Origin of the sequence: Geothrix edaphica (assembly GCF_030268045.1) — a bacterium.
Classification (GTDB): Bacteria; Acidobacteriota; Holophagae; order Holophagales; family Holophagaceae; genus Geothrix; species Geothrix edaphica.
Window position 1 is genome coordinate 1,628,696 of record NZ_BSDC01000001.1, and the last position, 21,442, is coordinate 1,650,137.

Consider the following 21,442-nt stretch of genomic DNA (forward strand, 5'->3'; position numbering starts at 1 on the left):
GCCGCTCTTCCGGTATCCTCGAAGGATGATCGGACGCCTGCGCGGGGAACTCATCCAGAAGCTGCCGAACCTGGCCCTCGTCGAGTGTGGCGGGGTGGGCTACGCCGCGGCCATCAGCCTCTCCACTTACGGCCTGCTGCCGGAGGTGGGCGCCCAGGTGCTGCTGCATACGGAACTGCTGGTGCGCGAGAACGAGATCGCCCTGCTGGGCTTCTCCTCCGCGCAGGAGCGGGAGCTCTACCGGCTGCTGGTGAAGGTGGATGGCGTGGGGCCCAAACTGGCCCTGGCCGCCCTGGGCGCCCTGAACCTCGAGGACCTGGTGCGCGCGATCCGGGGCCGGGACGTGAAGACCCTCACCCGCATTCCCGGTGTGGGGAAGAAGACCGCCGAGAAGATGTGCTTCGAGCTGTCGGAGAAGATGGGCGGCCTCTCGGGGCTGGACGGCCTCGCGGGAACTGCCTCGGGCGACCCCTGGGAGGAGAGCCTGCGCTCGGCCATGACGAATCTTGGCTTCAAGGAGGATGCGGTGCTGCCGGTGGTGGCTGATCTCCGCGCCTCGAAGCCGCCCCTGGCGGAGGCCATCCGCCTTGCTTTGAAGGCCCTGCAGCGATGAGCACGCGTATCCTCTCCACCTCCCCCCTCGTCGGCCCCGCCCTGGCCGAGCTTGGCGCCCGCTTTCCGGACCTCCGCCTGGCCGCCTTCCGCTCGCCCGAATGGAACGCCGCCCTGCCCGAGGCCGAGGCCCTGGTGGTGATGCTGTCCGAACCCATCACGGAGGCGGACCTGGACGCCGCGCCGAAGCTGAAGGCCATCGGCACCTACTCTGTGGGCGTGAACCACCTGCCCGGGAAGGCCTGCCAGGCCCGCGGCATCGCCGTGGTGAACACGCCCGGCGTGCTGACGGACGCCACGGCGGACATCGCCCTGGCCCTCCTCATGGCGGTGACGCGCCGCGTGGCGGAAGGCGAGGCCCTGGTGCGCTCCGGCCAGTGGCAGGGCTGGGCGCCCGACCAGCTGCTGGGACCGGGCCTGGCAGGCAAGTTCTGCGGCATCCTCGGCAGCGGCCCCATCGGCCAGGCCTTCGCCCGCCGCGCCCAGGCCCTGGGCATGACGCCCCTCTTCTGGGACCGCGAGGGCCGCGGCGGCGACGTGGACTACGGCGCGGGAGGCGCACCCCGCCTGCCCCTGGCGGACCTGCTCCCCCGCAGTGCCGTCCTGTCGCTCCACTGCCCGCTCACGGACCAGACCCGCGGCATGCTCGGCCGCGCCGCGCTGGAGCAGCTGCCCGAAGGCGCCGTGATCATCAACACCGCCCGCGGCGGCATCATGGACGAGAACGCCGCCATCGACCTGCTGGAGTCGGGCCGTCTCGGCGGCGTGGGACTGGATGTCTATGAAGGGGAACCGCGAATCAATCCGCGCTGGCCGAAGGCACCCCGCGCGGTCCTGCTGCCCCACCTCGGGTCCGCGACGGTGGAGACGCGCGAGGCCATGGCGCACCTGCTTTGTGAGGGACTCGCCGCGGCGCTGGCTCCATCCCGGTGATACCCTGGACTCCCTCACGAGGCACCTCATGGTACGACCCTGGATCAAGCTGCTGGACCCCGACCTGACGGCCCTCAAGGCCGCCGCCGGGACTTCCTTTGAAGACCGCCTGAAGCTGGCCCGCGCGTTCAACGGACGTGCCCGCCACGCCGAGGCCCAGGAGATCCTCGACCAGCTGCTGGTCGAGGACCGCTCGCACGCGGAGGCCTGGTTCGAGCGCCTGCTCTGCTTCAGCGACAACACCGGAGAGGAGGAGGGCCTGGAGCTGCTGGGGCAGCTCGAGTCGCTCCGCGACGAACATCCGGAACTCGGCGGTCACCTGCGCAACCTGGGCTACCTGCGCCTCCTCCTCCAGGACATGGATGGCGCGGAGCTCGCCCTCCAGCAGGCGCTCGCCGTGGATGGGCAGGACCCCAAGGCCCTGGAGCTGGCGGGCCTCGTGCAGCTCCACCGCGGCCACCCCGCCGAGGCCAAGGCCTGGCTGCTGAAGGCCCTGAGCCTGCGACCCAAGGATCCGCGCACCCTGCGCCTGCTCGCCATCGCCATGGACCAGCTCGCCGACTGGACCGGGGCCGAAGCCCAGCTGGTGGCGGCCCTCCAGACGGACGGCTCGTACTACTGGGGCTGGCATGCCCTGGGCGAGATGCTGCTGAAACGCGGCGAACTCGCCGAGGGCCTGCGCTGCATCCAGCGGGCCCGCAGTCTGCATGTGTGCGACCCCGCCAGCTACTTCATCCTCGCGGAGATCTTCAGCGAGCAGGGCCACCTGGAACTGGCCCAGGGGCAGCTCCACACGCTGATGCTGCTTGCCCCGCCAGCGCCGGTGCTGGCCGAGGCCCAGGCCCTCCTGGGTGAGCTGAAGCGCGACATGGGCGACCGGGAAGGCGCCGTCTCCTACTTCAGCCTCGCCACGGAAACCGATCCCGACGCGTCGAACCCCTGGGCGGCCCTGGGCGACATGGCCCGCGAGGAATGCCGGTGGGACGACGCCCTCCGCTGCTACCGGGAGGCCCTCATGCGCGAGCCCGATGCCGCGGACCTCCAGGTCCAGCTGGGCTACGCGCTCCTCGAGACACGGCAGGGACCCGCCGCGGAGCAGGCCTTCCTCCAGGCCCTGGAGAACGACCCCAGCGAGTACAGCGCCTACCTGGGCCTCTCCGAGGTGTACCGCTTCGCCAACCGCTGCGAGGATCAGATGGGCATGGTGGACCAGGCCATGACCCTGGCCCCCGACGATTCCGACGTGTGGAACGCCCGGGGCGTGGCACTGGAAGTGGCGGGACGCCTCCAGGAGGCCACGGAGGCCTACGAGAAGGCCCTGGCCCTGGAGCCCAGCCACCGCAAGGCGGCGAACAATCTGGGATTCGTGCTCGAGAAGCGCATGGACCAGGGCGAACCCGAGCTGCGGAGCCGCGCCCTGGAAGCCTGGAAGCAGCGGCTGCTCATCTGCCGCGATGCAGGCCAGAGCATGAAGATGGCCACCGAGCATCTCACCAAGCTCGGCGTGGGGGAGGAGACCCTCCGTGAGTGGCTGCGACCGGAGTTCCTCGCGGCCGAGATGGAAGGCTGAACGCTCCCGTCACCCCAGCGTTACCAGATAGTTACAAACCGCAACCCGGGGCCTGTGGAAAAGCCTGTGGATTGATCCCTTGCGGTGGGGCTAAATCCAGTCGCGAGACAGACTTCCCGAGTCTTTTAATCACCTGTGTCGTCAATCAAAATCAAATCATATCAATCTTTATATTGAAAGCGTTTGCGGGATCTGCCGATCAGCTTCGGGACAGGGTTTTCCACAATTTACGCTTTCTTTCGCATTGACAGGACGAGTCCCCTTTCCGTGCGCGAAGCGGGGGGCGAAAACACCTTCCACCACCCATTCCGTCACACCAGGGCCTCGGCCTCCCGGAGCTGGACGCTCACCAGGCGCGAACAGCCCGCCTCCTCCATGGTCACGCCGTAGAGGGTGTCCGCCGCCACCATGGTGGGCTTCTGGTGGGTGATGACGATGAACTGCGTATCGGCCTTCATCTTCTGCACCATGGCGGCGAACCGGCCCACGTTGGCCTCGTCGAGGGGCGCGTCCACCTCGTCCAGCACGCAAAAGGGGCTGGGCTTGAAGTGGAAGATGGCGAAGAGGAGGGAGATGGCCGTCAGGGCCTTCTCGCCGCCACTGAGCAGGGTGAGGGCCTTGGCGGTCTTGCCAGGCGGCTGGGCCGTGATCTCGATGCCGCACTCCAGCAGGTTCTTGGGATCCTCCAGGCTCAGCTGGGCCTGGCCGCCCCCGAAGGCCTCGCGGAAGACCTCCTGGAAGCGGTTGTTCACGAAGTCGAAGGCCTCGCGGAACCGCTCCTCGCTGGTCGCGTTGATCTCCTGGATGGTGGACTCCAGGTTGCCGATGGCGGCGGTGACGTCCGCCCGCTGCTCGTTCATGAAGGCCATGCGGGTTTCCGCCTCCTCCAGCTCCTGGATGGCCAGGGGATTCACCCCGCCCAGGTCCATGCGCCGGCCCTGAAGCTCGTTCAGGCGGGTCTGGTGGACCAGCTCCCCTTCGGACCAGGCCTCCCGCTCGGCGTCGCTGATGCCGGCCAGGAAGGCGGGGATGTCGAGCCCCAGCGCCAGCTCGACTTCCTTGGCCAGGGCCTCCTGGCTGCCCTGCACCTGGGCGCCGTGGATGAGCACCTCCTGGTGCTGGGCCCGGGCATTCTCCAGGGCCTCCTGGAACTCGCGGGCGGCCCGTTCCTGCACCCGGAGGGTCTCCTGAGCCAGCTCCAGCCTGGGCTGGGCCTCCTGGGCCTGAGCCTGGATGCCCTCGCGGTCCTTCAACAGGTTCTGGGATTCCGATTCCAGCTCGGCGAGGCGGCGGGTACAGGTCTCCATCCGGCTGGTCTGCTCGGCGGCCTCCACTTCCAGGCGTTGCCGCTCCGCCTCTAGGTCGAAGCGACCCCGCTGGGCCAGCTGGAGGTGCCGCTCGTGGCCGTCCCGTTCGGCCCAGACGGCGTCCCGGCTGCGCGCGGCCTCCATGCGCTGGTCGCGGCGCTCATCCAGCCGGTGCCGGGCCTCGCGGACCAGGGTCTCCGCCTGCTGGATGGCCTCCTCCAGGGCGGTGTCGTTGGCCTCCTCCGGATGGGCCTCCAGCTCCCGGAGCTGGCCCTGGAGCCCCTTGATCTCGGCCTCGATCTGCTCCCAGAGGGCGTCGGCCCGCTCGCTGGCGGCCCGGATCTCCGCCAGCTGGCTCTGCAGCGAGGTCCGCTGCGACTTCAGCGTGTCGGCGCGCCGGCGCAGGGCGCGCAGGTCCTCATCGATCTCCAGGGACCGCTCCCGGGCGGCCCGACTGTCATCCCCGCCCTTGCCCCGCCGGGCCTCCAGGTCCTCGATCCGGTCGAGGAGGGCCTCGCGGGTGGCCTTGGCCTCCTCCTGCTCGGCCCGCAGCTTCAGGGGCGAGGCCGCGGGCGCGGACACGCCCAGCTGCACGGGACCGAAGGGCAGGCGCACGAAGGCCGGGGACACGAAGGCCAGATCCGGGTGGGCGAGGGCCAGGGCGGGCAGGGCCTCGTCCGAACAGTGGAAGGCCCGGTCCAGCAGGCCCCCGAGGGGGCGGTCCGGGCCGGTCCACCGGAGGTGGTCGCGCAGGGCTTCGCAGCCTGCAGGAATGGGCGGGAGTGTGGCCTGGGATTCCAGGGCCAGCAGCAGGTGGCCAGGAGCGCCGGCGGCGCGGCCCGTCAGCGCTTCGTCGGCGGCCAGGACCTGGAGCCAGCTGCCCAGCAGGCGCTCGAGGTCCGGTCGCAGGGCCTCATCCACTGTGAGCAGGTCCACCAGGGTCTGGGGGCGGACGCCCTGCTCGCGCAGCCAGGTGAGGCCCTTCTGGAGCTCGGCCTCGCCGAAGCTCTTGGCCAGCAGGTCGGAGATCTGCCGCAGGCGGCGCTCCGCGGCGTCCAGCTCGGCCTCGGCCCGGTGGTGATCCTGGGCCAGGGTCCGCTGGGCCTCCTCCAGCTGCTCGGCCCGGCGGCGCTGATCCAGCGCCGCCTCCTCGGCCTGCTCAAGCTGGGACAGCAGGCCTTCCAGGGTACGCTCCACCTGGCCGGCCTCGGCCTCGAGGCTCTCCAAGCGCGGGGCACGGACGGATTCCTCGTGATTGAGGGTGTCCAGCCGGCCCTCCAGCTGGGCGACCTGGGTCTGCAGCCCGATGCGCTGTTTCTGGCGGGCGAGGGCCTCCCTCTGGGAGTCGGCCTTCCGCTCCCGCAGGGCATGGAGATCCGCTTCCGCGTGGCGGAGGGCACCCTGGGCCAGGGCTACAGCCTCTTCGGCCTTGGCCAGCCCGGCCTCCTGCTGGGCGAGCCGCTCGCCGGCGCCCTTCAGCTGGGCTTCGAGGGTCGTGAAGGAGTCGCCGGATTCGGCCAGCCGCGCCACCAGCATCTGGATGTGCTCCTCCAGGCGGCCGCGCTGGTCCCGCGCCTCGGTCCGCCGGTCCTCCTGGAAGCTGCGCTCCTGGTCGGCCAGCTGCAGGCGCTGATCCAAGCCGAGCATGGCGCTCGCGCGCTTGGCCTGGGCCTGCTGCTGCTCGTCCACCGACAGGCGCTGGGCCTCGACCTCCGACGCCTTCTCGGATACCTGCGCGGTGAGCTCGGCCACCCGCCGTTCGACCCGGTCCAGGTCATCCAGGATCCGCTGCTTGGCCTCCTCCAGCTCCACGGCCTTCCCGGCCAGCAGCACCCGCTGGGTGGCCTTGATCTCCGTGTCCAGTTCCCTGGCCTTGCGGGCCCGGGCGGCCTGCCGGCGGAGCGAGTCCATCTGCTTGTTCAGCTCGTAGAGGATGTCGTCCAGCCGCTGGAGGTTGGCCCGGGTCTCCTCCAGGCGCTTCTCCGCGTCGGCGCGGCGGAGCTTGTAGCGGGTGATGCCCGCGGCCTCCTCCAGCAGGAGGCGCCGGTCCTTGGGCTTGCTGCTGAGGATCAGGTCGATCTGCCCCTGCTGGATGAAGCTGTAGGCGCGGGTGCCCATGCCCGTGTCCAGCAGGAGGTCCTGCACATCCTTGAGGCGGGCCTCCCGGCCGTTGATGCGGTACTCGCTGCCGGTATCGCGGTAGAGCCGCCGCGAGATGGTCACCTCGCGGGTGGAACCCGGCAGGGCAGGATCGGGCATGTCGAGGACCAGCTTCACCTCGGCCAAGCCCGTGGGCCGCCGCTGCGCGGTCCCCGCGAAGATCACGTCGGCCATCTCCGCGCCGCGCAGCATGGAGGCCCGCTGCTCGCCCAGCACCCAGGCGAGGCTGTCGGAGATGTTGGATTTCCCGCAGCCGTTGGGCCCCACGACCGCCGTCATGCCGCCGGGAAAGCTGAGCTTCTGGGCATCGGCGAAGGACTTGAATCCGTGGAGTTCGAGGGAGATCAGGCGCACGTGATCAGCGCTCCGGGGGGGGTGGTGGGGAACATCTGCCTCCATCATTCCACACCAAGCGTGACCTCCGTCCTCTTGGGAATCCGGTGGAGGCCCGGTAGACTCGATTCCTTCCCCTGTCCTGCCAGGAGTCGCCTGTGCATTCCCCCAGCCTCCCCCTGTGCGACCCGGCGATGGATGCCCGGCCGGGGGCGGCCTGCCCAGACCGGGCGGCGGCCGCCAGAGGGTGGATGCCATGAGGCTGCCGTTCCTCCAGACCCCGGTGGCCTCTTTGGTGTGGCTCGAAGCCCACCGCCTCCACGCGGGAACCCACCGCCGCACGCTCGCAGGCCCCGCCACCGAGGATCAGCTGGCCCAGGCCCTGGCCGCCCTGCCCCAGGGACCCACGCGCTGGGTGCTGGATGACCTCTGGACGCCCTCCATCCTGCTGCGGGACCTCACGGAGCTTCCCAAGGGCGCCGAAGCCCAGGAGGCCTTCTTCCGCTGGCGCTTTACGCAATCCCTCGCCCTCGAGGAGCCCCACTTCGTCCAGGCCCTGGAGATCGAGCCCGGAACCTGGCTCGCCGCCGGCATCCGCGAGGAGCTCCGGGAGACCCTGCTCCAGCTGGGCCTGCGCCTGGACCGGAACCTCCATGCCCTCACCCCGCGCTGGCTGCACCTCTACAACCTGCTGGCCCCGAACCTGAACCTGCCGGGCATGCTCCTGTCTCTCAGCCCCGCCGGCCAGGGCCGCTATGCCGGCACCCTTGTGGCCTGGGGCCGGACCCTCTGCCTGCTCCGCCAGTGGTCCGAACCCCTGGATCCCCAGGGCTGGAACGAGGAGCGCATCACCCCCAGCGCCGCCTTCCTCCAGCGGGAATCCCGGACCCCGCAGAGCCTGGCGATCTGGGGCGCTCCGGCCTGGCCGGAGGCGGGCCTTCCGGTGCGCATCCTGGATGACCGCTTCGCGCTGGTGGAGACGCCCTGATGGCCGTTCCTGCCCTCCACCTCAACCTGGCCCCCCGTCCCAGCCTCTGGCGCCAGCACCACCGGATCCTCGGCTGGGCCGCCCTCGGCCTGGGCGCGGTCTTCCTGCTCGGCGCCCTGGGCCTCACCTGGCGGGCCTACCATCAGGCGGGCCGGGCCGGGCGCGATGCCGTGAACCTGACGGAGGAGACCCGGCGGGCCGCCCGCTCGGAAGCGCAGATCCAGAGTTCGCTCCAGGGCATGGACGCCACTCGCGAGCAGGCCCGGTGGAAGTTGGCCGAGCGCATCCTCCAGGAGCGGAGCCTGCCCTGGTCACGCGTCACCGCGGAGCTCGAGCAGTGCATGGCGCCCGGCATGCGGCTGAAGGGGCTCCAGCGGACCCGCGGCAATGGCCAGCAGGTGATGATGAAGCTCAAGGGCGAGGCCCAGAGCCGGGAGGCGGAGGCCGCCTTCGTGGACGCCCTCCGCACGGCCCCGGTCTTCGCCGGTGTGATCCTGGAGCGCGAAGCCGAGCGCCAGGGCGGCGGCTGGGACTTCGAGCTGAACCTGCCCGCCGCCGCCGTCCCCCCGCCGTTCGAGGTGCGGGCCGTGAAGACCGGCCCCGCACCGACGGCGTCACCGGTGGCCAGGCCCATTCCCGCCGCCCCCCGGCCGGCCCCGGCGCCTGCCCCGGCCTCCAGTTCCCCCCGCCCGCTCCCGCCACCGGTCCCCCCGACCCCGGCCCCGACCCCCGGTGGCAGGGATGGAGCCCAGGCCCGTCCCGCCCCCGCCCCCGGTGAGGAGGAGGAAGTACGCGCACCCAGGGGCTCGCGCTATTCGAGGAGGCCCCCCCGATGAGCAGCCCCCTCCGCGCAAGCCGTCTCCGCCTGGCGCTGGGCGCCCTGGGCCTGATCCTGGGCCTCGGCGTGGCCTTCTTCCTGCTCCCGGATGCCTCCCAGCAGCTGGCCCAGAAGCTGAAGGCCAAGCAGGAGGCCGAGCGCAACCGGAACCAGCAGGTGCAGCAGCTCCAGGAGCTCCAGCAGCTGGCCGACCGCATCCGGCGGGGCCGGGACACGCTCGAGAACCTGGAGGCCCGCCTGCCGCGCGGCTCCGCCGGAGAGCTGCAGTGGAGCCTCAGCAAGACTCTGCATGAGCTCGCCAAGAAGCACGGACTCCGCCTCCTGACGGTGAAGTACGGCCTGCCCAGCCGGGAAGGCACCCGCGGTTCTGACCTGGAGGCCGTGGATGTGGAATTCGTGGCCGTCGGCGTCTACGCCAGCCACAAGGCCTTCATGCTCGAGCTCGAGGGCTCCGGCCTGCCCTTCGCCGTGCGGGACGGCCGCCTGGAGGAGAGTCCGGAAGGCGCCCGGCTCGACATCGTGCTCCGGGCCTTCCGCAAGGCCGGTGGCCCGGAACGCGAGGAGGAGGCATGAGCACCCCGACCCGCGCCTTCGACTTCCAGGCGATGCTCCAGGAACTCCGCGGCAACCGCCGGACCCAGGCGGCCCTCCTGGCCTTCGCCCTGGTCCTGGCCTATGCGCTCTATACCTTCCTCGCGCCGGAGACTCCGCGCACGAAGCGCGCCTCTGCGGCGGGAAGCGGCACCAGCCTGGATCCACGCCAGCTGGTGGGCCTGCGTAAACTCCCGGATCTGGCCGCCCTGGACCGCGCCGGAGAGCTGCCGCCAGGCGCCAAGGTGAAGCGCGATCTCTTCCTCTTCGAGGCGCCGCCACCCCCTCCCAAGCCCGTCAAGCCGCCCCCGCCGCCGCCGCCCCCGACGGCGGAGGAGCTGGAGCGCCAGCGCCTGGCCCAGGAGAAGGCCGCGGAATTCGCGGGAAGGCCCCAGGATCTGCGCTACCTGGGCTTCTTCAAGGGGAACCCCGCGGGCCTGGTCGGCGCCTTCATGAAGGGCGAGGAGCCCGTGACCCTGGTCCAGGGGACCCTCCTCCGGGAGCGCTGGAAGCTCGTGTCCATCCTCGAGACCCGCGCCGAATTCCAGAACACCAAGTACCCAGACCTGCGGATGGTCCTGGAGGTCCGCGAGGCCTCCGGCGGCGCGCCCGTCAATCAATTCTGATCCGAAGGATGCCTCCGATGCCGCTCTCCTCCTTCGCCCCCGCCCGCAACCTCATCGCCGTCGCCGCGGTCCTGCTCCTGGCCCTTGGCTGCAGCCTGCACAAGGCCAACCGGGCCTACGACGAGGGCCGCTACGACGACGCCGTGGCCTCCTACCGCGAGGTTCTGCGCCGCGATCCGTCGAACACCAAGGCGCGCATCGGCATCAAGCGCGCCTCCCAGCGGGCCGCCGAGGGGCATCTCTCCCTCGCCCGGCAGGCCGAGCAGCGCGGGAAGAGCGACACGGAGCTGATGGAAGTCCGGAAGGCCCTGGTGCTGGACCCCGACAACCAGATCGCCCAGGACTGGCTGATCCGACTGGAAGAGAAGGCCGCCAGGAACAGGGCCGAGGTCGATGCCGCCGATGACCTTGAGCTGATGAAGGCCAAGGCCGACACCGTAAACCCCGTCCAGCTGAACCCGCGGTCCATCGAGGGCATGGATCTCAACTTCAGCCGCCGCACCAGCCTGCGCGAGATCTTCGCCACTCTGAGCCGGGCTTCCGGGGTGAACATCATCGCGCACTCGTCCTTCCAGGATCAGACCATCTCCATCGATCTGCGGGGGCTGCCCTTCCAGCGCATCCTGGACACCCTGATGCTGCAGAACGACCTGTTCTACAAGGTCATCGACAAGAACACCATCATGGTCTTCAAGGCCACCCCCCAGAACCGCGACCTGTACGAGAACCAGCTCCTCAAGACCTACTACCTGTCCAACGCCGACCCCACGGAACTGCGCTCCACCCTCACCACCCTCAATCCCCAGCTGCGGGTGTTCACGGACAAGCGCATCAACGCCATCATCGTGAAGGCCAAGCCCCTGGAGCTGGCCGTGGTGGACCAGGTGATCCGCAGCCTCGACAAGGCCAAGGCCGAGGTCATGGTCTACATGGAACTGATGGAGGTCACGGAGAACAGCCTCGAGCAGGTGGGCCTGCTCCCGGTGATCAACGCCTCCGACACCTCCGGCACCTTCCGCATGGGGGCCACCACGGTGAACAACACGTCGGGCCTGAACACGAACTCGGGCTTCACCAAGATCCACACGGCCGACATCCGCGTGCTCTTCCCCAACCTCGCCCTGGACTTCCTCAAGGGCAACGGCGACGCCCGCCTGGTGGCCAGCCCCAATGTCCGCGTGCTCTCCGGCGAGACCGGCGAAGTGAACATCGGCGAGAAGATCTCCACCACGCAGAGCCAGCTGTCCCTGCCCACCACGGGCACGACCGGCACCGCCTCCGCCTCCTCGCTCCTGGGTGGCGTGGGCCAGACCTCGTTCTCCTACGAGGATGTGGGCGTGAAGATCAAGGTGGAGCCACGCGTCCACCACAACGGCGAGATCACCCTCAAGATCAACAGCCTCGTCACCACCCTGAAGTCCGGCTCCACGCCGGGCCGGCCCGACCTCGGGAAGCGGGAGATCATCACCTCCGCCCGCCTGCGCGACGGCGAGACGGCCATCTTCGGCGGCCTGCTGAAGGACGAGGAGCAGAAGAGCCTCCAGGGCATCTGGGGCCTCGCCGACATCCCCCTCATCGGGCGGCTGACCGGGAACACCCGCAACAGCAAGGCCAAGACCGACGTCATCCTCACCATCCGGGCCGTCCTGGTGCGGAAGCCCGTGCTTACCGAGCAGGACTGGGCCCCCTTCAACCCCGACGAGGCCGCCTCGCAATCCGGGCAGTTCACCCCCAAGGCCGCGAAGGCGCCCGCCCCCGGGTCCGCCGCTGCCGCGCAGCAGCCGGCCCCGACCGCACCGGCAGCCACGCCTGGGCCCACACCCGCGGCCCCGGTCCCCCCCGTCCCCGCCCCCTCGGACGCCATCCAGGAGAAGAAGCCTGAAGGGCCCGCCGATGACCAGCGCCCCCCCGCGGCCTCGGACCTGGTGATCTTCATGACCCCCGTGGCCTCGGAAATCAAGGTCGGCGAGCGGGTCCAGATCAGCCTCACCGTCAGCGGAGGCAAGGGACTCAGCTCGGGCACGGTGGAGCTCCGCCTCCCCGCCGGCCTCAAGCTCGGCTCCGTGACGCCCGGTGATTTCATCACCACCGAAGGCGGCAACCTGGAGCAGTTCCCCGGGAAGGACGGCACGCTGAAGCTCGTCTTCAAGCGCAACAGCGCCGAGGTGGACAGCGGCCTCCTGGCCACCCTCGACCTGACGGGCCTCACCGCCGGCAACGCGCCCGTGCTCATCCAGAGCGGACAGTTCCTGGCCGGCACCAACCCGATCTCCGGGCGCTGGTCCAACGCCCTCGTGACGGTGCAGTGAGCCGCCAGAGCGGATTCACCCTGCTCGAACTGGTGGTCACGGCCACCGTGCTGCTGATCCTCGCCTCCGTGACGGTGCCCCTCGCCCGCAACGGCCTCAAGCGCCAGCAGGAGCTGGAACTGCGCCGGGACCTCCGCGAGATGCGCCAGGCCATCGACGACTATAAGAAGCAGGCCGAGCAGCAGAAGATCAAGGCCCCGCCTGCGGAAGCGAACTTCTATCCCGAAAGCCTCGAGGTCCTGGTGGAGGGTGTGCCCGCCGCCGGGTCCATCAGCCGCAAGGTGCGCTTCCTCCGCCGGATCCCGGTGGACCCTCTCACCGGCAAGGCCGAGTGGGGCCTCCGGAGCTCCAGCGACGACGCCAACAGCACCAGCTGGGGGGGTGGCCACGTCTACGATGTCTACAGCCTCTCCCCGGGCCGGGGCATGAACGGCATCCCCTACCGCGAGTGGTGAGAATCCCTGTTGCTTCAATCTGCAACCCGCGCTAGGCTTGGAGTTCGGCACATCCGGAACCCGCGGGACCCGGCATGTTCTTTCAAGCGGATATGGCGGAATTGGTAGACGCGCTAGTTTCAGGTACTAGTGTTCACAAGACGTGGGGGTTCGAGTCCCTCTATCCGCACCATTTTCTCGCCGGCGTTGCCGGCAAGAAAATGGTCGTTGAAAATCAAAAGGCACTTGGCCTCCTCCAAGTTCGACCCATCCTCGGTACGGGACTGAGGAACGGGTGACGGGCGATCCCCCGAAAAGGAGCCGACATGGCCCTGAATGTGGAACAGAAGAAGATCATCATCGACGACTACAAGCAGCACGAGTCGGATACGGGTTCGCCCGAGGTCCAGGTCGCGATCCTGACCAAGCGCATCAACGACCTGACCGAGCACTTCAAGACCCACACCAAGGACTACCACAGCCGCCGCGGTCTCATGATCATGGTCGGCCAGCGCCGCCGCCTGCTCGACTACCTCAAGAAGAAGAGCAAGGAGCGCTACGCCACGCTGATCGAGCGCCTGGGCCTGCGTCGATAGACCGCCCTTCGTCCCCGCAAAATGCCCGCGAAAGCGGGCATTTTGTTATGTTAAAAAAATGGACCTGAAACCCCTGCCCCGGCCTGAGCATCCGGATCCCTACACCGTCCTCGATCGGCGGTTCGTGTACGACTCGCCGTGGATCCGCATCCGCGAGGACCGGTTCCGCCACCGCCGGGGCGCCGAGGGCCGCTATGCCGTCTGCGGCTTCCACCGCACCGCCTGCGGCGTGCTGGCCCTGGACGACCAGGACCGCGTGGTGCTCGTGGGCCAGTGGCGCTACCCCCTGGAGGCCTACTCCTGGGAGATCCCCGAGGGGGGCGGCGACATCTCCGAGAGCCCCTTCGAGGCCATGCGCCGGGAGCTGGCGGAGGAGGCCGGCCTGGCCGCGCAGGTCTGGGAACCCCTCGCCTTCTTCCACACCAGCAATTCGTCCACCGAGGAAGAGGCCTTCCTCTTCCTCGCCACGGGGCTCAGCCCCTTCGACGGCCACCAGGCCGAGGACGACGAAGAGCTGCTGCTCCATCGCGAGCCCTTCCAGGATTGCCTCCGCCGGGTGCTGGCCGGCGAGATCACCGACAGCCTCACGGTGGTGGCCCTGCTGGCCCTCCAGGGAGGCAGGAGCGGCGTGGCCGCGGCCCTGGACCCGGCCCTGGCGGAACGGTTCTTCCAGCGCCCCCAGGACCACCCCTCCGCGGGCCGGGCGCGCTGGCGCGAGCTGGACGGGCCATGATCCTCACGCTGCATCCCGACACGCCCCAGCTGCGCCATCTTGAGCGCATCGGGGAGTTGCTGCGGCGGGATGGCGTCATCGCCTACCCCACGGACACCCTCTTCGGGCTGGGCTGCCTCGTCTCCCGCAAAAAGGCGGTGGACCGCATCCACCAGATCAAGGGGCGCGATCCGAAGAAGCCCATGTCGATCCTGTGCTCGGACATGGAGATGCTCTGCCGCTACACCCGCCACCTGGACACGCCGACCTTCCGCATCCTCAAGCAGCTGCTGCCGGGCCCCTACACGGTCCTCCTGCCCGCCAGCCGCGAGGTGCCGCGCTACCTCCAGAACAAGCAGGTGGTGGGCCTCCGCATCCCGGACCAGTCGTTCTGCCATGCGCTGGTGACCCTGCTCGGCGAGCCCATCATCACCACCAGCGCCGCCCTGCCGGACCAGCCGGTGCTGAACACTGCCTGGGAGATCGAAGAAGAGCAGGGTCACGCCCTGGATCTGGTGGTGGACTGCGGCCAGCCCCTGGGTACTCCCAGCACCATCCTGGACCTCAGCGGCGAGGAGCCCGTCCTCCTGCGGGAGGGCGCGGGAGCCTGGCCTATCTAGGGGTTCCGGCCTTCTCGACCGCCTTCTTCCGCAGCGCCTGGTATTCCGCTTCGCTGATGAGACCGTCGCGCTTGAGTTCCTCGAGGCGGCGCAGGGCGCCCTCCAGGTCGAAGAGCGGGGCCTCAGGGGGCGCGGCGGCGGGCGGCGGCAGCGCAGGCGCCACCAGGGAGGGCTTCACGGCCGGAGCCACGGAGGCCGCGAGCAGCCGCCCCAGCTCCTGACACCAGCGCTCGAAGCGGCTGGGGAGATAGTCTGCGCCCGGGCTCTCGAGGGTGTCGTGGAAGGCGCCGAGCAGCTCACCGGTAGCCCCGTCCACGAGCTTGAGGTCGAAGGACAGGGTGGACCGGCCGACGGCCAGGTAGCTGTCGGCCTGGCCCTCCGCATCCACCACGCGCGCGATGAGGCGGACATCCCCGTGGGTGGAGGACACGGGAAGGCTCCCCTTCAGCCCACGGCGGAGGCCCCGTTCCAGCCCCTTCGGCAGGGAACCCTCCACCCGCTGCAGGAAGACCTGGTCCTGCGAGGCCCGCCTGCCCAGCAGCCAGGCGGGAGCCTCCCAGGCCATGAGCTGGATCGTCCGGCCCCGCAGGTCCAGGCCTGGCTTCACCCACTGGAAACCCAGGGTCTTCGATGGCTGGAAGGCGGCGCCGGGGCCGAACCAGGCCGGATCGAGCCGCCCTGCGTCCAGGCCCCCGGCCTGGGCCGAGAGGAGAGCGGGGAGCAGCAACAGCAGGGCGGCAGGTGGTCGCATCAGCACTCCGGCAGGTTCACGGTGAAGTCCAGCGGCAGCTCGAGCACGTTCACGGCAAGGCCGCCCCGGGCGGTCTCCTTGTACTTGCTCTTCATGTCTGCGCCGGTATCCCGCATGGTCTTGATGACCTTGTCCAGGCTCACGAAATGGTGGCCATCCCCATAGAGTGCCATGCGCGCGGCGTTGATGGCCTTCACGCTGGCCATGGCGTTGCGCTCGATGCAGGGCACCTGCACCAGGCCGCCGATGGGATCGCAGGTGAGGCCCAGGTTGTGCTCCATGCCGATCTCCGCGGCGTTCTCCACCTGGCCCGGCGTGCCGCCCAGCACCTCGGCCAGGGCCCCGGCCGCCATGGAGCACGCCACGCCCACCTCGCCCTGGCAGCCCACCTCGGCGCCACTGATGGAGGCGTTCTCTTTGTAGAGGGCGCCGATGGCCCCGGCCGTGAGCAGGAAGCGCTCCACACCCTCGTCCGTGGCCCCGGGCACAAAGCGGCGGTAATAGTGCATCACGGCGGGGATGATACCCGCCGCGCCATTGGTGGGGGCCGTCACCACCCGTCCCCCGGCGGCGTTCTCCTCGTTCACCGCCAGGGCGTAGAGGCTCACGAAATCGAGGGCCGTGAGGGGATCCTTCAACCCCGTCTCCGGAGTCTCCGTCAGCCGGCGGAACAGCGAGGGGGCGCGGCGCATCACCTTCAGCCCCCCGGGCAGCAGGCCTTCCGTCGCGCAGCCCCGCCGCACGCAGGCCTGCATCACCCCCCAGATCTCCAGGAGGCCCGATCGGATCTCCGCCTCAGAACGCCAGGTCCGCTCGTTCTCCAGCATGAGTCGGCTGACGCTGAGCCCCGACTCGCGGCAACGCGCCAGCAGCTCGTTGCCCGTGTGGAAGGGATGAGGCGGCTCGGGTCCCGCGGCCGCCTGGACAGGAACGCCCTCCTCGACCACGAACCCGCCGCCCACGGAGTAGTAGACCTGGGTCCGCAGCGTCCCACCGGCTGCATCGAGGGCCGTGAAACGGAGGCCGTTGGGATGGAAGGGCAGGCTCTTCCGGAGCATGAGCAGGTGGTCGGCCTCGCGGAAGACGACCTCCCGTCGGCCGAGAAGCCGCAGGCGCTCCGAACCCCGGATCTGGGCCAACCGGCCCTCCACGGCCTCCACATCCACGCCTTCCGGCGTCTCCCCGAGCAGGCCCAGGATCACCGCCTTGTCGCTGCCGTGGCCCTTCCCCGTAGCGCCCAGGCTGCCGAACAGCTCGGCCCTCACCGCGGCGGTCGCCTCCAGCAGGCCCGCGGCCTCCAGCGCGAACGCGAAGCTTCGGGCCGCGCGCATGGGCCCCACGGTGTGCGAGGAGCTGGGCCCGATACCGATGCGGAAGAGGTCGAAGACGGACAGCACCATGCCCCCATTGTCCCGCAGGATGCGATCAATCCACCCGGTAATGGCAGCCCCGGCTTTCGGGATTCTGGAGGGCGGCATTGAGGATCAGCCGCGCGCAGAGGATGCCGCTGCGCAGCTCGAGCAGCTCCCGGCTCAGGGGCGCCTCGTGGTAGAACCGCTCGATGCGGTGGGCCAGGTAGTGCAGGTCCGCCTTGGCCCGCTCCAGGCGGGCGCTGCTGCGGACGATGCCCGCATAGTTCCAGAGGGTGCTCCGGATGAGGCGCCAGTCCTGGTCGATGAGCAGGGGGTCGGTCTCCACCGGCTCCTCCGGCATGCGCCAGGAGGCCAGGTCACCGGGATCCGGATCCACCGTCTCCCGCAGCTCCCGCACCGCAGCATCGGCGCCGTGGAAGCCCCAGACCAGGCCCTCCAGGAGGCTCGTGGAGGCCAGGCGGTTGGCGCCGTGGAGTCCGGTACAGGCCACCTCGCCTGCCGCGAAGAGCCCCGGCAGGCTGGTGCGGCCTTCGAGGTCCACGAGCACGCCGCCGCAGAAGTAGTGGGCGGCGGGCACCACGGGAATGGGCTGCCGGTGGGGATCGATGCCCTCGGCGTGGCACGCGGCCATGACCGTGGGGAAGTGTTCGTCGAGGTCCAGCTTCGCCGCCACTGGGGCCAGGTCCAGGTAGGCGCAAGGCTCACCGCTGACCGCCATCTCCTGGAAGATGGCCCGGCTCACCACGTCGCGGGGTGCCAGTTCCAGCTGATCCGGCGCGTACTTCGCCATGAACCGCTCGCCCTTCCGGTTCAGCAGCTGGGCGCCCTCGCCCCGCAGCGCCTCGGTCAGCAGGGTCCGGGGCTTGCCGGGGACGTAGAGGGTCGTGGGATGGAACTGGAGGTACTCGCAGTTCACGATGCGGGCGCTGGCCCGGTAGGCCGCCGCCAGGCCGTCTCCTGTCGCCCCGGAGGGGTTCGTGGTGTGCAGGTAGAGGTAGCCCAACCCGCCGGTGGCCAGCAGCGTCCGGCGGGCCAGGAGCCCTTCCACCCCACCCGTAGCGGGGTCGAAGAGGAAGGCGCCGTGGACGCGGATGGGCTCGTAGACCCGCACCGGGCTGATGCAGTGGTGGGGACTGGTGATGAGGTCCACCAGGCAGAGCCCCTCCCGCACGCGGATGTTGGGGTGCTTCCGCACCGCTTCGCTGAGGGCCGTCTGGATGGCCAGGCCAGTGGCATCCTTGGCGTGGTAGATGCGCCGGGCGCTGTGGGCCGCCTCGGCCGTGGGATCGGGCGTTCCGTTGGCCCCCAGGTCGAAGGGCACGCCCAGGCGCTCCCAGAGGAAGCTCCGGCAGAGCTTGGGCCCCTCCTCCGCCAGCTGGCGCACCGCTTCGGGCCGGCAGAGGCCGGCGCCCGCCGCTTCGATGTCCGCGGCCAGCAGATCGGGGGAATCGCCCTCCTCCGGCGGGGGCTGGCCGATGATGCCGCCCTGGGCCCAGGCCGTGTTGCTGCCGCCCAGCTCGTCCTTGGCCACCAGCACCACCGTGACGCCCTGCTCCGCCGCCCGCAGGGCCGCGGAGCACCCGGCGATTCCCGCGCCCAGCACCAGCAGATCGGCCATGTCCTTCATGCCAGCTCCCAGGTGGGGCGGTCCAGGGCCCACAAGGGCCCAATCACCGCATCATCGTCCGCGTCGTCCGTCATGCGCTTCCCATGGTCCAGCCGCCGGGCCGTCAGGTCCAGCGCGAGCTCGGCCCGCACCTCGCCCCAGGGCGTGGCGAGGCGTCCGCCGCAGTCCTCCAGGCGGCCCAGGCTCTCCTCCCACAGGGCCAGCATGCCCCGCAGGTTGTGCTGCTGGAGGTGGTGGTAGCCACCCGCCAGCAGGATGAGGCCCTGGAGCTGGCTCTTCAGGGACCCTTCCGCGGCATCCCAGAGGGGCTCGAGCGCGTCGTGGCACTCGTGGTAGAGGCCGTGGTTGAAGAGGGAGACGCCGCAGGCCAGCGGATAGCGGGCGCCCAGGGGCAGCGGCGTGAGGGCTGCCAGCTGCCAGCCACAGCGCAGGCTCACCAGGGGGCCCCAGGCCCCCCATGCGGCAGCGGGGCGCCAGCCGGTGGCTCCCGTCTCCGCCGTGTCGGGCCAGGCGGCGAGGTGGGCCTGCCAGGCCGCGGCCGGATCGTGGTGCCCGAGGGCGCTCAGCATCCGGGCGGCGTGGTCCCGCAGCGGGGCTTCGGGAATGCCCTCGGGATGGGCCTTCCGCAGCCCCGGTGCCCCGAGGATCGTGGGCCAGACCAGGACCTGGCGGGCCTCCGGGTCCCCCAGGGCCGCCTCCATCCGGGCCTGGAAGAAGCGCTGGATCTGCAGCGGGAGCTGGGGCTGGCGCTGCCAGAAGGGGGTCAGGTTGCAGTCGTCGCTCATGGTTCCACCCGCAACCGGAGGACCAGGCCGCCCCGGTCGTTCTCGTCCACCCCGAGCCACTGGCAGCCGGGGACCCGCCCCTTCAGCACCTTCCGGGGATCGCCCTGCCCGTGGAGCAGGATCCACCGGGCCACCAGGCCCCGGTACTTCTTCGAGAAGTGGCTGATGGCCCTGCCGTGGGCGTCGAAGATCTCCACGGTGTGCCGGGGCCGCCCCCAGCCCTTCAGCAGGTCGGCGGCCTCGCCAGGCAGCAGCTCCCACACGGGCCCCCCGGGCAGGGCCTCCAGCTGCGCCGGCAACGCCTTCCGCCAGTGGGCCTTCAGCCCCGGGATGGCACTCAGCTTGAGTTTGTAGGGTGGCACGGGTTCGTCCCCGCGCACGAGGCCCCGGAGGTTGGAGAGGATGAACACCCGGGCCCAGGCCTCCGGTGCCAACGAAGCCGCGTCCAGGGCCTGGAAGGCCACGCCGGCATAGCGGGACAGCGCCGGCAGCAGGGGCACGGGCCGGGTCAGCGCCAGGGCCTCTGCGCGGGCCTTGTCCAGGGCCAGCTCCTTCACGTCGAAGGCCTTCTTCAGGGCCTCCGGCGAGCCGGTCTTCGCCAGAGCCACCAGGCGCTCGCGCACCCAGTGTTGAGCCGGGGTCTCCGGCAGGCGGCCCCGCACGCCCCCGCCGGCCTTCTCCTCCGAAGGCGCGAGCAGGACGACCGGCAGGCTGGTCATCGCGCCGCCACCCAGGCATCCAGGGTGGTGAGGCGGATCCCACCCAGCAGCTCGCGCAGGCGGCCCTCATAGCCCCGAAGGGCGATGCTGTGGGTATAGCGGTGGCCCAGGGAGATGCCCGCCAGGCGGGGCTGCTCCGCGTCCAGTTCCCAGGGGTGCAGCACCAGGGGGGTGCCGGCGTCCTCCGACGCCAACTCCTCCAGCGCCCGGCGGACCAGCGCGTAGGGCAGCACCCTCGGCCCCCAGCCCCAGAGGGGCATGCGGACCGGCCCGGACCAGAGCACCGGCGGAGGCAGCTCCCACAGGCCCTCGGTCAATCGATAGGGACGCCGGGGTGCCGCCGGGTCCCCGATGACGGCCAGGGGCACGCGGCTGGAGTCGTAGCGGAACCCAAGCTCGGGCAGATCCTGCCACCAGTCTGCCGCCGGGCCGCGCAGGCTCCACTCCGGGGCCCGGTAGCCCAGCACAGGAGAACCCGTGAGGTCCTCCAGCAGGGCCTTGCCATCGCGCACCGCGCCCCGCCAGGTGGTCCGATCCATCTCGAAGGCCCGGCGGTGCGTGAGCCCATGGAGGCCGATGGCGTGACCCTGCGCCGCCACGCGCCGCAGCAAGCCGGGATGGCGCCGGGCCTGGTCGCCCAGGCAGAACCAGGTGGCCGTGGCGCCGAGCTCGGCGCAGAAGGCCAGCGACCGCTCCGTGGCCAGCGGCAGCCGGCACTCGAAGCGATCCAGGGCCTCGGGCTGGTCAAAGGGCGGGCAGCAGAGCTGGAACCAGTCCTCCCAATCCAGGGAGAGGGGAAGGCGCAGGCTGCTCAGGTGAAGTTCCGCTCGGAGAGGCTGATGAACTCCAGGGAGAAGTCGTCGAGCTCGGTCTGGAACTGCTTCAGCTGGCCCTGGAAGAAGTTGTAGGCCATGAGGGCGGGGATGGCCGCCACCAGGCCGATGGCCGTGGCCACCAGGGCCTCGGAGATGCCCGGCGCCACCGTGGCCAGGTTGGCGTTGCCCGTGGCGCCGATGCCGCGGAAGGCGTCGATGATGCCCCACACGGTGCCGAAGAGGCCGATGAAGGGGCTCACGGCCGCCACCGTGGCCAGGCCGCCCAGGGACCGCTCGAGCCGCCCCATCTCCACCACACTGGCCCGCTGGAGGCTGCGCTCCACGGCCTCCATGCTGCGCAGCTGGGGCTTCCCGTCCGGGCCCACCTGGCGCAGCTGGTAGGTGACCTCGCCGTAGCCGGCTACGAAAAGCCCCACGAGCGGACTCAGGGCGAACCGCTCCACCTGCTGCTTGAGGTCCCGCCAGTCCGTGGCGCGCTTGAAGGCGCCGCGGAACCGCTCGGACACCTCCCGGCTGCGGTGGTAGAGCAGCGCCTTCCGGATGATCACGACCCAGCTCAGGAGGGAGAAGGTGGCCAGGATCGCCAGCACCGACTTGGAGACGGGACCTGCATGGAGCATCACCTCCAGCAGGTTGACCTCATTGCCCGTGGGTGCCGCCAGGATCGCCATGCTGCCTCCGTCCGGAGAAATGATAGCAAGCGGGGATGCGGCTACACTGTG

The 21,442-nt window shown here is 70.3% G+C and carries 20 protein-coding genes and 1 tRNA gene; 13 read left to right on the forward strand and 8 right to left on the reverse strand.

Going from position 1 to position 21,442, the window contains the following annotated elements; translation table 11 throughout:
* Positions 1–25 precede the first annotated feature (25 nt).
* The 3 genes from ruvA to QSJ30_RS07405 are packed head-to-tail and all read left to right on the forward strand — an operon-like array spanning position 26 to position 3,115.
* Positions 26–613 carry a Holliday junction branch migration protein RuvA gene (gene ruvA, locus QSJ30_RS07395; RefSeq protein WP_285607934.1) on the forward strand — a complete coding sequence of 196 codons (588 nt, stop codon included), beginning with the start codon at positions 26–28 and terminating at the stop codon, positions 611–613.
* A complete protein-coding gene (locus tag QSJ30_RS07400; protein ID WP_285607937.1) occupies positions 610–1,545 on the forward strand; it encodes a 2-hydroxyacid dehydrogenase in 936 nt (311 codons plus the stop codon). Before ruvA ends, QSJ30_RS07400 begins: the two co-directional genes overlap by 4 nt.
* A 28-nt stretch (positions 1,546–1,573) precedes the next feature.
* Positions 1,574–3,115 (forward strand): tetratricopeptide repeat protein, encoded by a 1,542-nt coding sequence (locus QSJ30_RS07405; protein ID WP_285607938.1) that lies wholly within the window; start codon positions 1,574–1,576, stop codon positions 3,113–3,115.
* A gap of 311 nt (positions 3,116–3,426) precedes the next feature.
* Here the strand turns inward: QSJ30_RS07405 and smc are convergent, their stop codons facing one another.
* On the reverse strand, positions 3,427–6,936 hold the full coding sequence (gene smc / locus QSJ30_RS07410) for a chromosome segregation protein SMC (protein ID WP_285607939.1): 3,510 nt from the start codon (positions 6,934–6,936) through the stop codon (positions 3,427–3,429).
* A 235-nt stretch (positions 6,937–7,171) separates the two neighbouring features.
* Between smc and QSJ30_RS07415 the strand changes: the two genes are divergently transcribed.
* The 10 genes from QSJ30_RS07415 to QSJ30_RS07460 all read left to right on the forward strand — a co-directional run bounded on the left by QSJ30_RS07415 (position 7,172) and on the right by QSJ30_RS07460 (position 14,629).
* Entirely contained in the window at positions 7,172–7,903 is a 732-nt protein-coding gene (locus QSJ30_RS07415; RefSeq protein ID WP_285607940.1) for a hypothetical protein, read from the forward strand.
* Complete coding sequence (locus tag QSJ30_RS07420) at positions 7,903–8,739, forward strand: PilN domain-containing protein (protein ID WP_285607941.1); 837 nt, start codon at positions 7,903–7,905, stop codon at positions 8,737–8,739. The genes QSJ30_RS07415 and QSJ30_RS07420 overlap by 1 nt, the downstream gene beginning before the upstream one ends.
* Positions 8,736–9,314 carry a hypothetical protein gene (locus tag QSJ30_RS07425; protein WP_285607942.1) on the forward strand — a complete coding sequence of 193 codons (579 nt, stop codon included), beginning with the start codon at positions 8,736–8,738 and terminating at the stop codon, positions 9,312–9,314. The genes QSJ30_RS07420 and QSJ30_RS07425 overlap by 4 nt, the downstream gene beginning before the upstream one ends.
* Positions 9,311–9,958 (forward strand): hypothetical protein, encoded by a 648-nt coding sequence (locus tag QSJ30_RS07430; RefSeq protein WP_285607943.1) that lies wholly within the window; start codon positions 9,311–9,313, stop codon positions 9,956–9,958. Before QSJ30_RS07425 ends, QSJ30_RS07430 begins: the two co-directional genes overlap by 4 nt.
* A 17-nt stretch (positions 9,959–9,975) precedes the next feature.
* Positions 9,976–12,267, forward strand: a complete 2,292-nt coding sequence (locus tag QSJ30_RS07435) for a secretin N-terminal domain-containing protein (RefSeq protein WP_285607944.1) — start codon at positions 9,976–9,978, stop codon at positions 12,265–12,267.
* A complete protein-coding gene (locus QSJ30_RS07440; RefSeq protein WP_285607945.1) occupies positions 12,264–12,722 on the forward strand; it encodes a type II secretion system protein in 459 nt (152 codons plus the stop codon). Before QSJ30_RS07435 ends, QSJ30_RS07440 begins: the two co-directional genes overlap by 4 nt.
* An 86-nt stretch (positions 12,723–12,808) precedes the next feature.
* Positions 12,809–12,894 (forward strand) — tRNA-Leu (locus QSJ30_RS07445).
* 133 nt (positions 12,895–13,027) lie between these two features.
* A complete protein-coding gene (gene rpsO, locus QSJ30_RS07450) occupies positions 13,028–13,297 on the forward strand; it encodes a 30S ribosomal protein S15 (protein WP_243293268.1) in 270 nt (89 codons plus the stop codon).
* A 58-nt stretch (positions 13,298–13,355) separates the two neighbouring features.
* A complete protein-coding gene (locus QSJ30_RS07455) occupies positions 13,356–14,030 on the forward strand; it encodes an NUDIX domain-containing protein (protein WP_285607949.1) in 675 nt (224 codons plus the stop codon).
* Entirely contained in the window at positions 14,027–14,629 is a 603-nt protein-coding gene (locus QSJ30_RS07460) for an L-threonylcarbamoyladenylate synthase (RefSeq protein WP_285607951.1), read from the forward strand. Before QSJ30_RS07455 ends, QSJ30_RS07460 begins: the two co-directional genes overlap by 4 nt.
* On the opposite strand, the gene QSJ30_RS07465 is transcribed toward QSJ30_RS07460, so the two are convergent.
* From QSJ30_RS07465 to QSJ30_RS07495, 7 genes are read right to left on the reverse strand one after another with little or no spacing between them, the layout of a single operon-like run.
* Positions 14,622–15,380 (reverse strand): SHOCT domain-containing protein, encoded by a 759-nt coding sequence (locus QSJ30_RS07465; protein ID WP_285607953.1) that lies wholly within the window; start codon positions 15,378–15,380, stop codon positions 14,622–14,624. The two genes, QSJ30_RS07460 and QSJ30_RS07465, sit on opposite strands and share 8 nt — an antisense overlap.
* Positions 15,380–16,780, reverse strand: coding sequence for an L-serine ammonia-lyase (locus tag QSJ30_RS07470; protein ID WP_285607955.1), 1,401 nt, complete (start codon positions 16,778–16,780; stop codon positions 15,380–15,382). Before QSJ30_RS07470 ends, QSJ30_RS07465 begins: the two co-directional genes overlap by 1 nt.
* A gap of 25 nt (positions 16,781–16,805) precedes the next feature.
* Positions 16,806–18,380 carry an L-aspartate oxidase gene (gene nadB / locus QSJ30_RS07475; RefSeq protein WP_285607956.1) on the reverse strand — a complete coding sequence of 525 codons (1,575 nt, stop codon included), beginning with the start codon at positions 18,378–18,380 and terminating at the stop codon, positions 16,806–16,808.
* Positions 18,377–19,165, reverse strand: coding sequence for a DUF309 domain-containing protein (locus QSJ30_RS07480; RefSeq protein ID WP_285607958.1), 789 nt, complete (start codon positions 19,163–19,165; stop codon positions 18,377–18,379). Before QSJ30_RS07480 ends, nadB begins: the two co-directional genes overlap by 4 nt.
* Positions 19,162–19,884: a peroxide stress protein YaaA gene (gene yaaA / locus QSJ30_RS07485; RefSeq protein ID WP_285607959.1), complete on the reverse strand. Its 723-nt coding sequence runs from the start codon at positions 19,882–19,884 to the stop codon at positions 19,162–19,164. Before yaaA ends, QSJ30_RS07480 begins: the two co-directional genes overlap by 4 nt.
* Positions 19,881–20,699 (reverse strand): DUF3473 domain-containing protein, encoded by an 819-nt coding sequence (locus tag QSJ30_RS07490; RefSeq protein WP_285608048.1) that lies wholly within the window; start codon positions 20,697–20,699, stop codon positions 19,881–19,883. The genes yaaA and QSJ30_RS07490 overlap by 4 nt, the downstream gene beginning before the upstream one ends.
* The gene (locus tag QSJ30_RS07495; RefSeq protein ID WP_285607961.1) at positions 20,696–21,391 is read right to left on the reverse strand and encodes a MotA/TolQ/ExbB proton channel family protein; all 696 of its coding nucleotides are present in this window, start codon (positions 21,389–21,391) and stop codon (positions 20,696–20,698) included. Before QSJ30_RS07495 ends, QSJ30_RS07490 begins: the two co-directional genes overlap by 4 nt.
* Between the last annotated feature and the right edge of the window lie 51 nt (positions 21,392–21,442).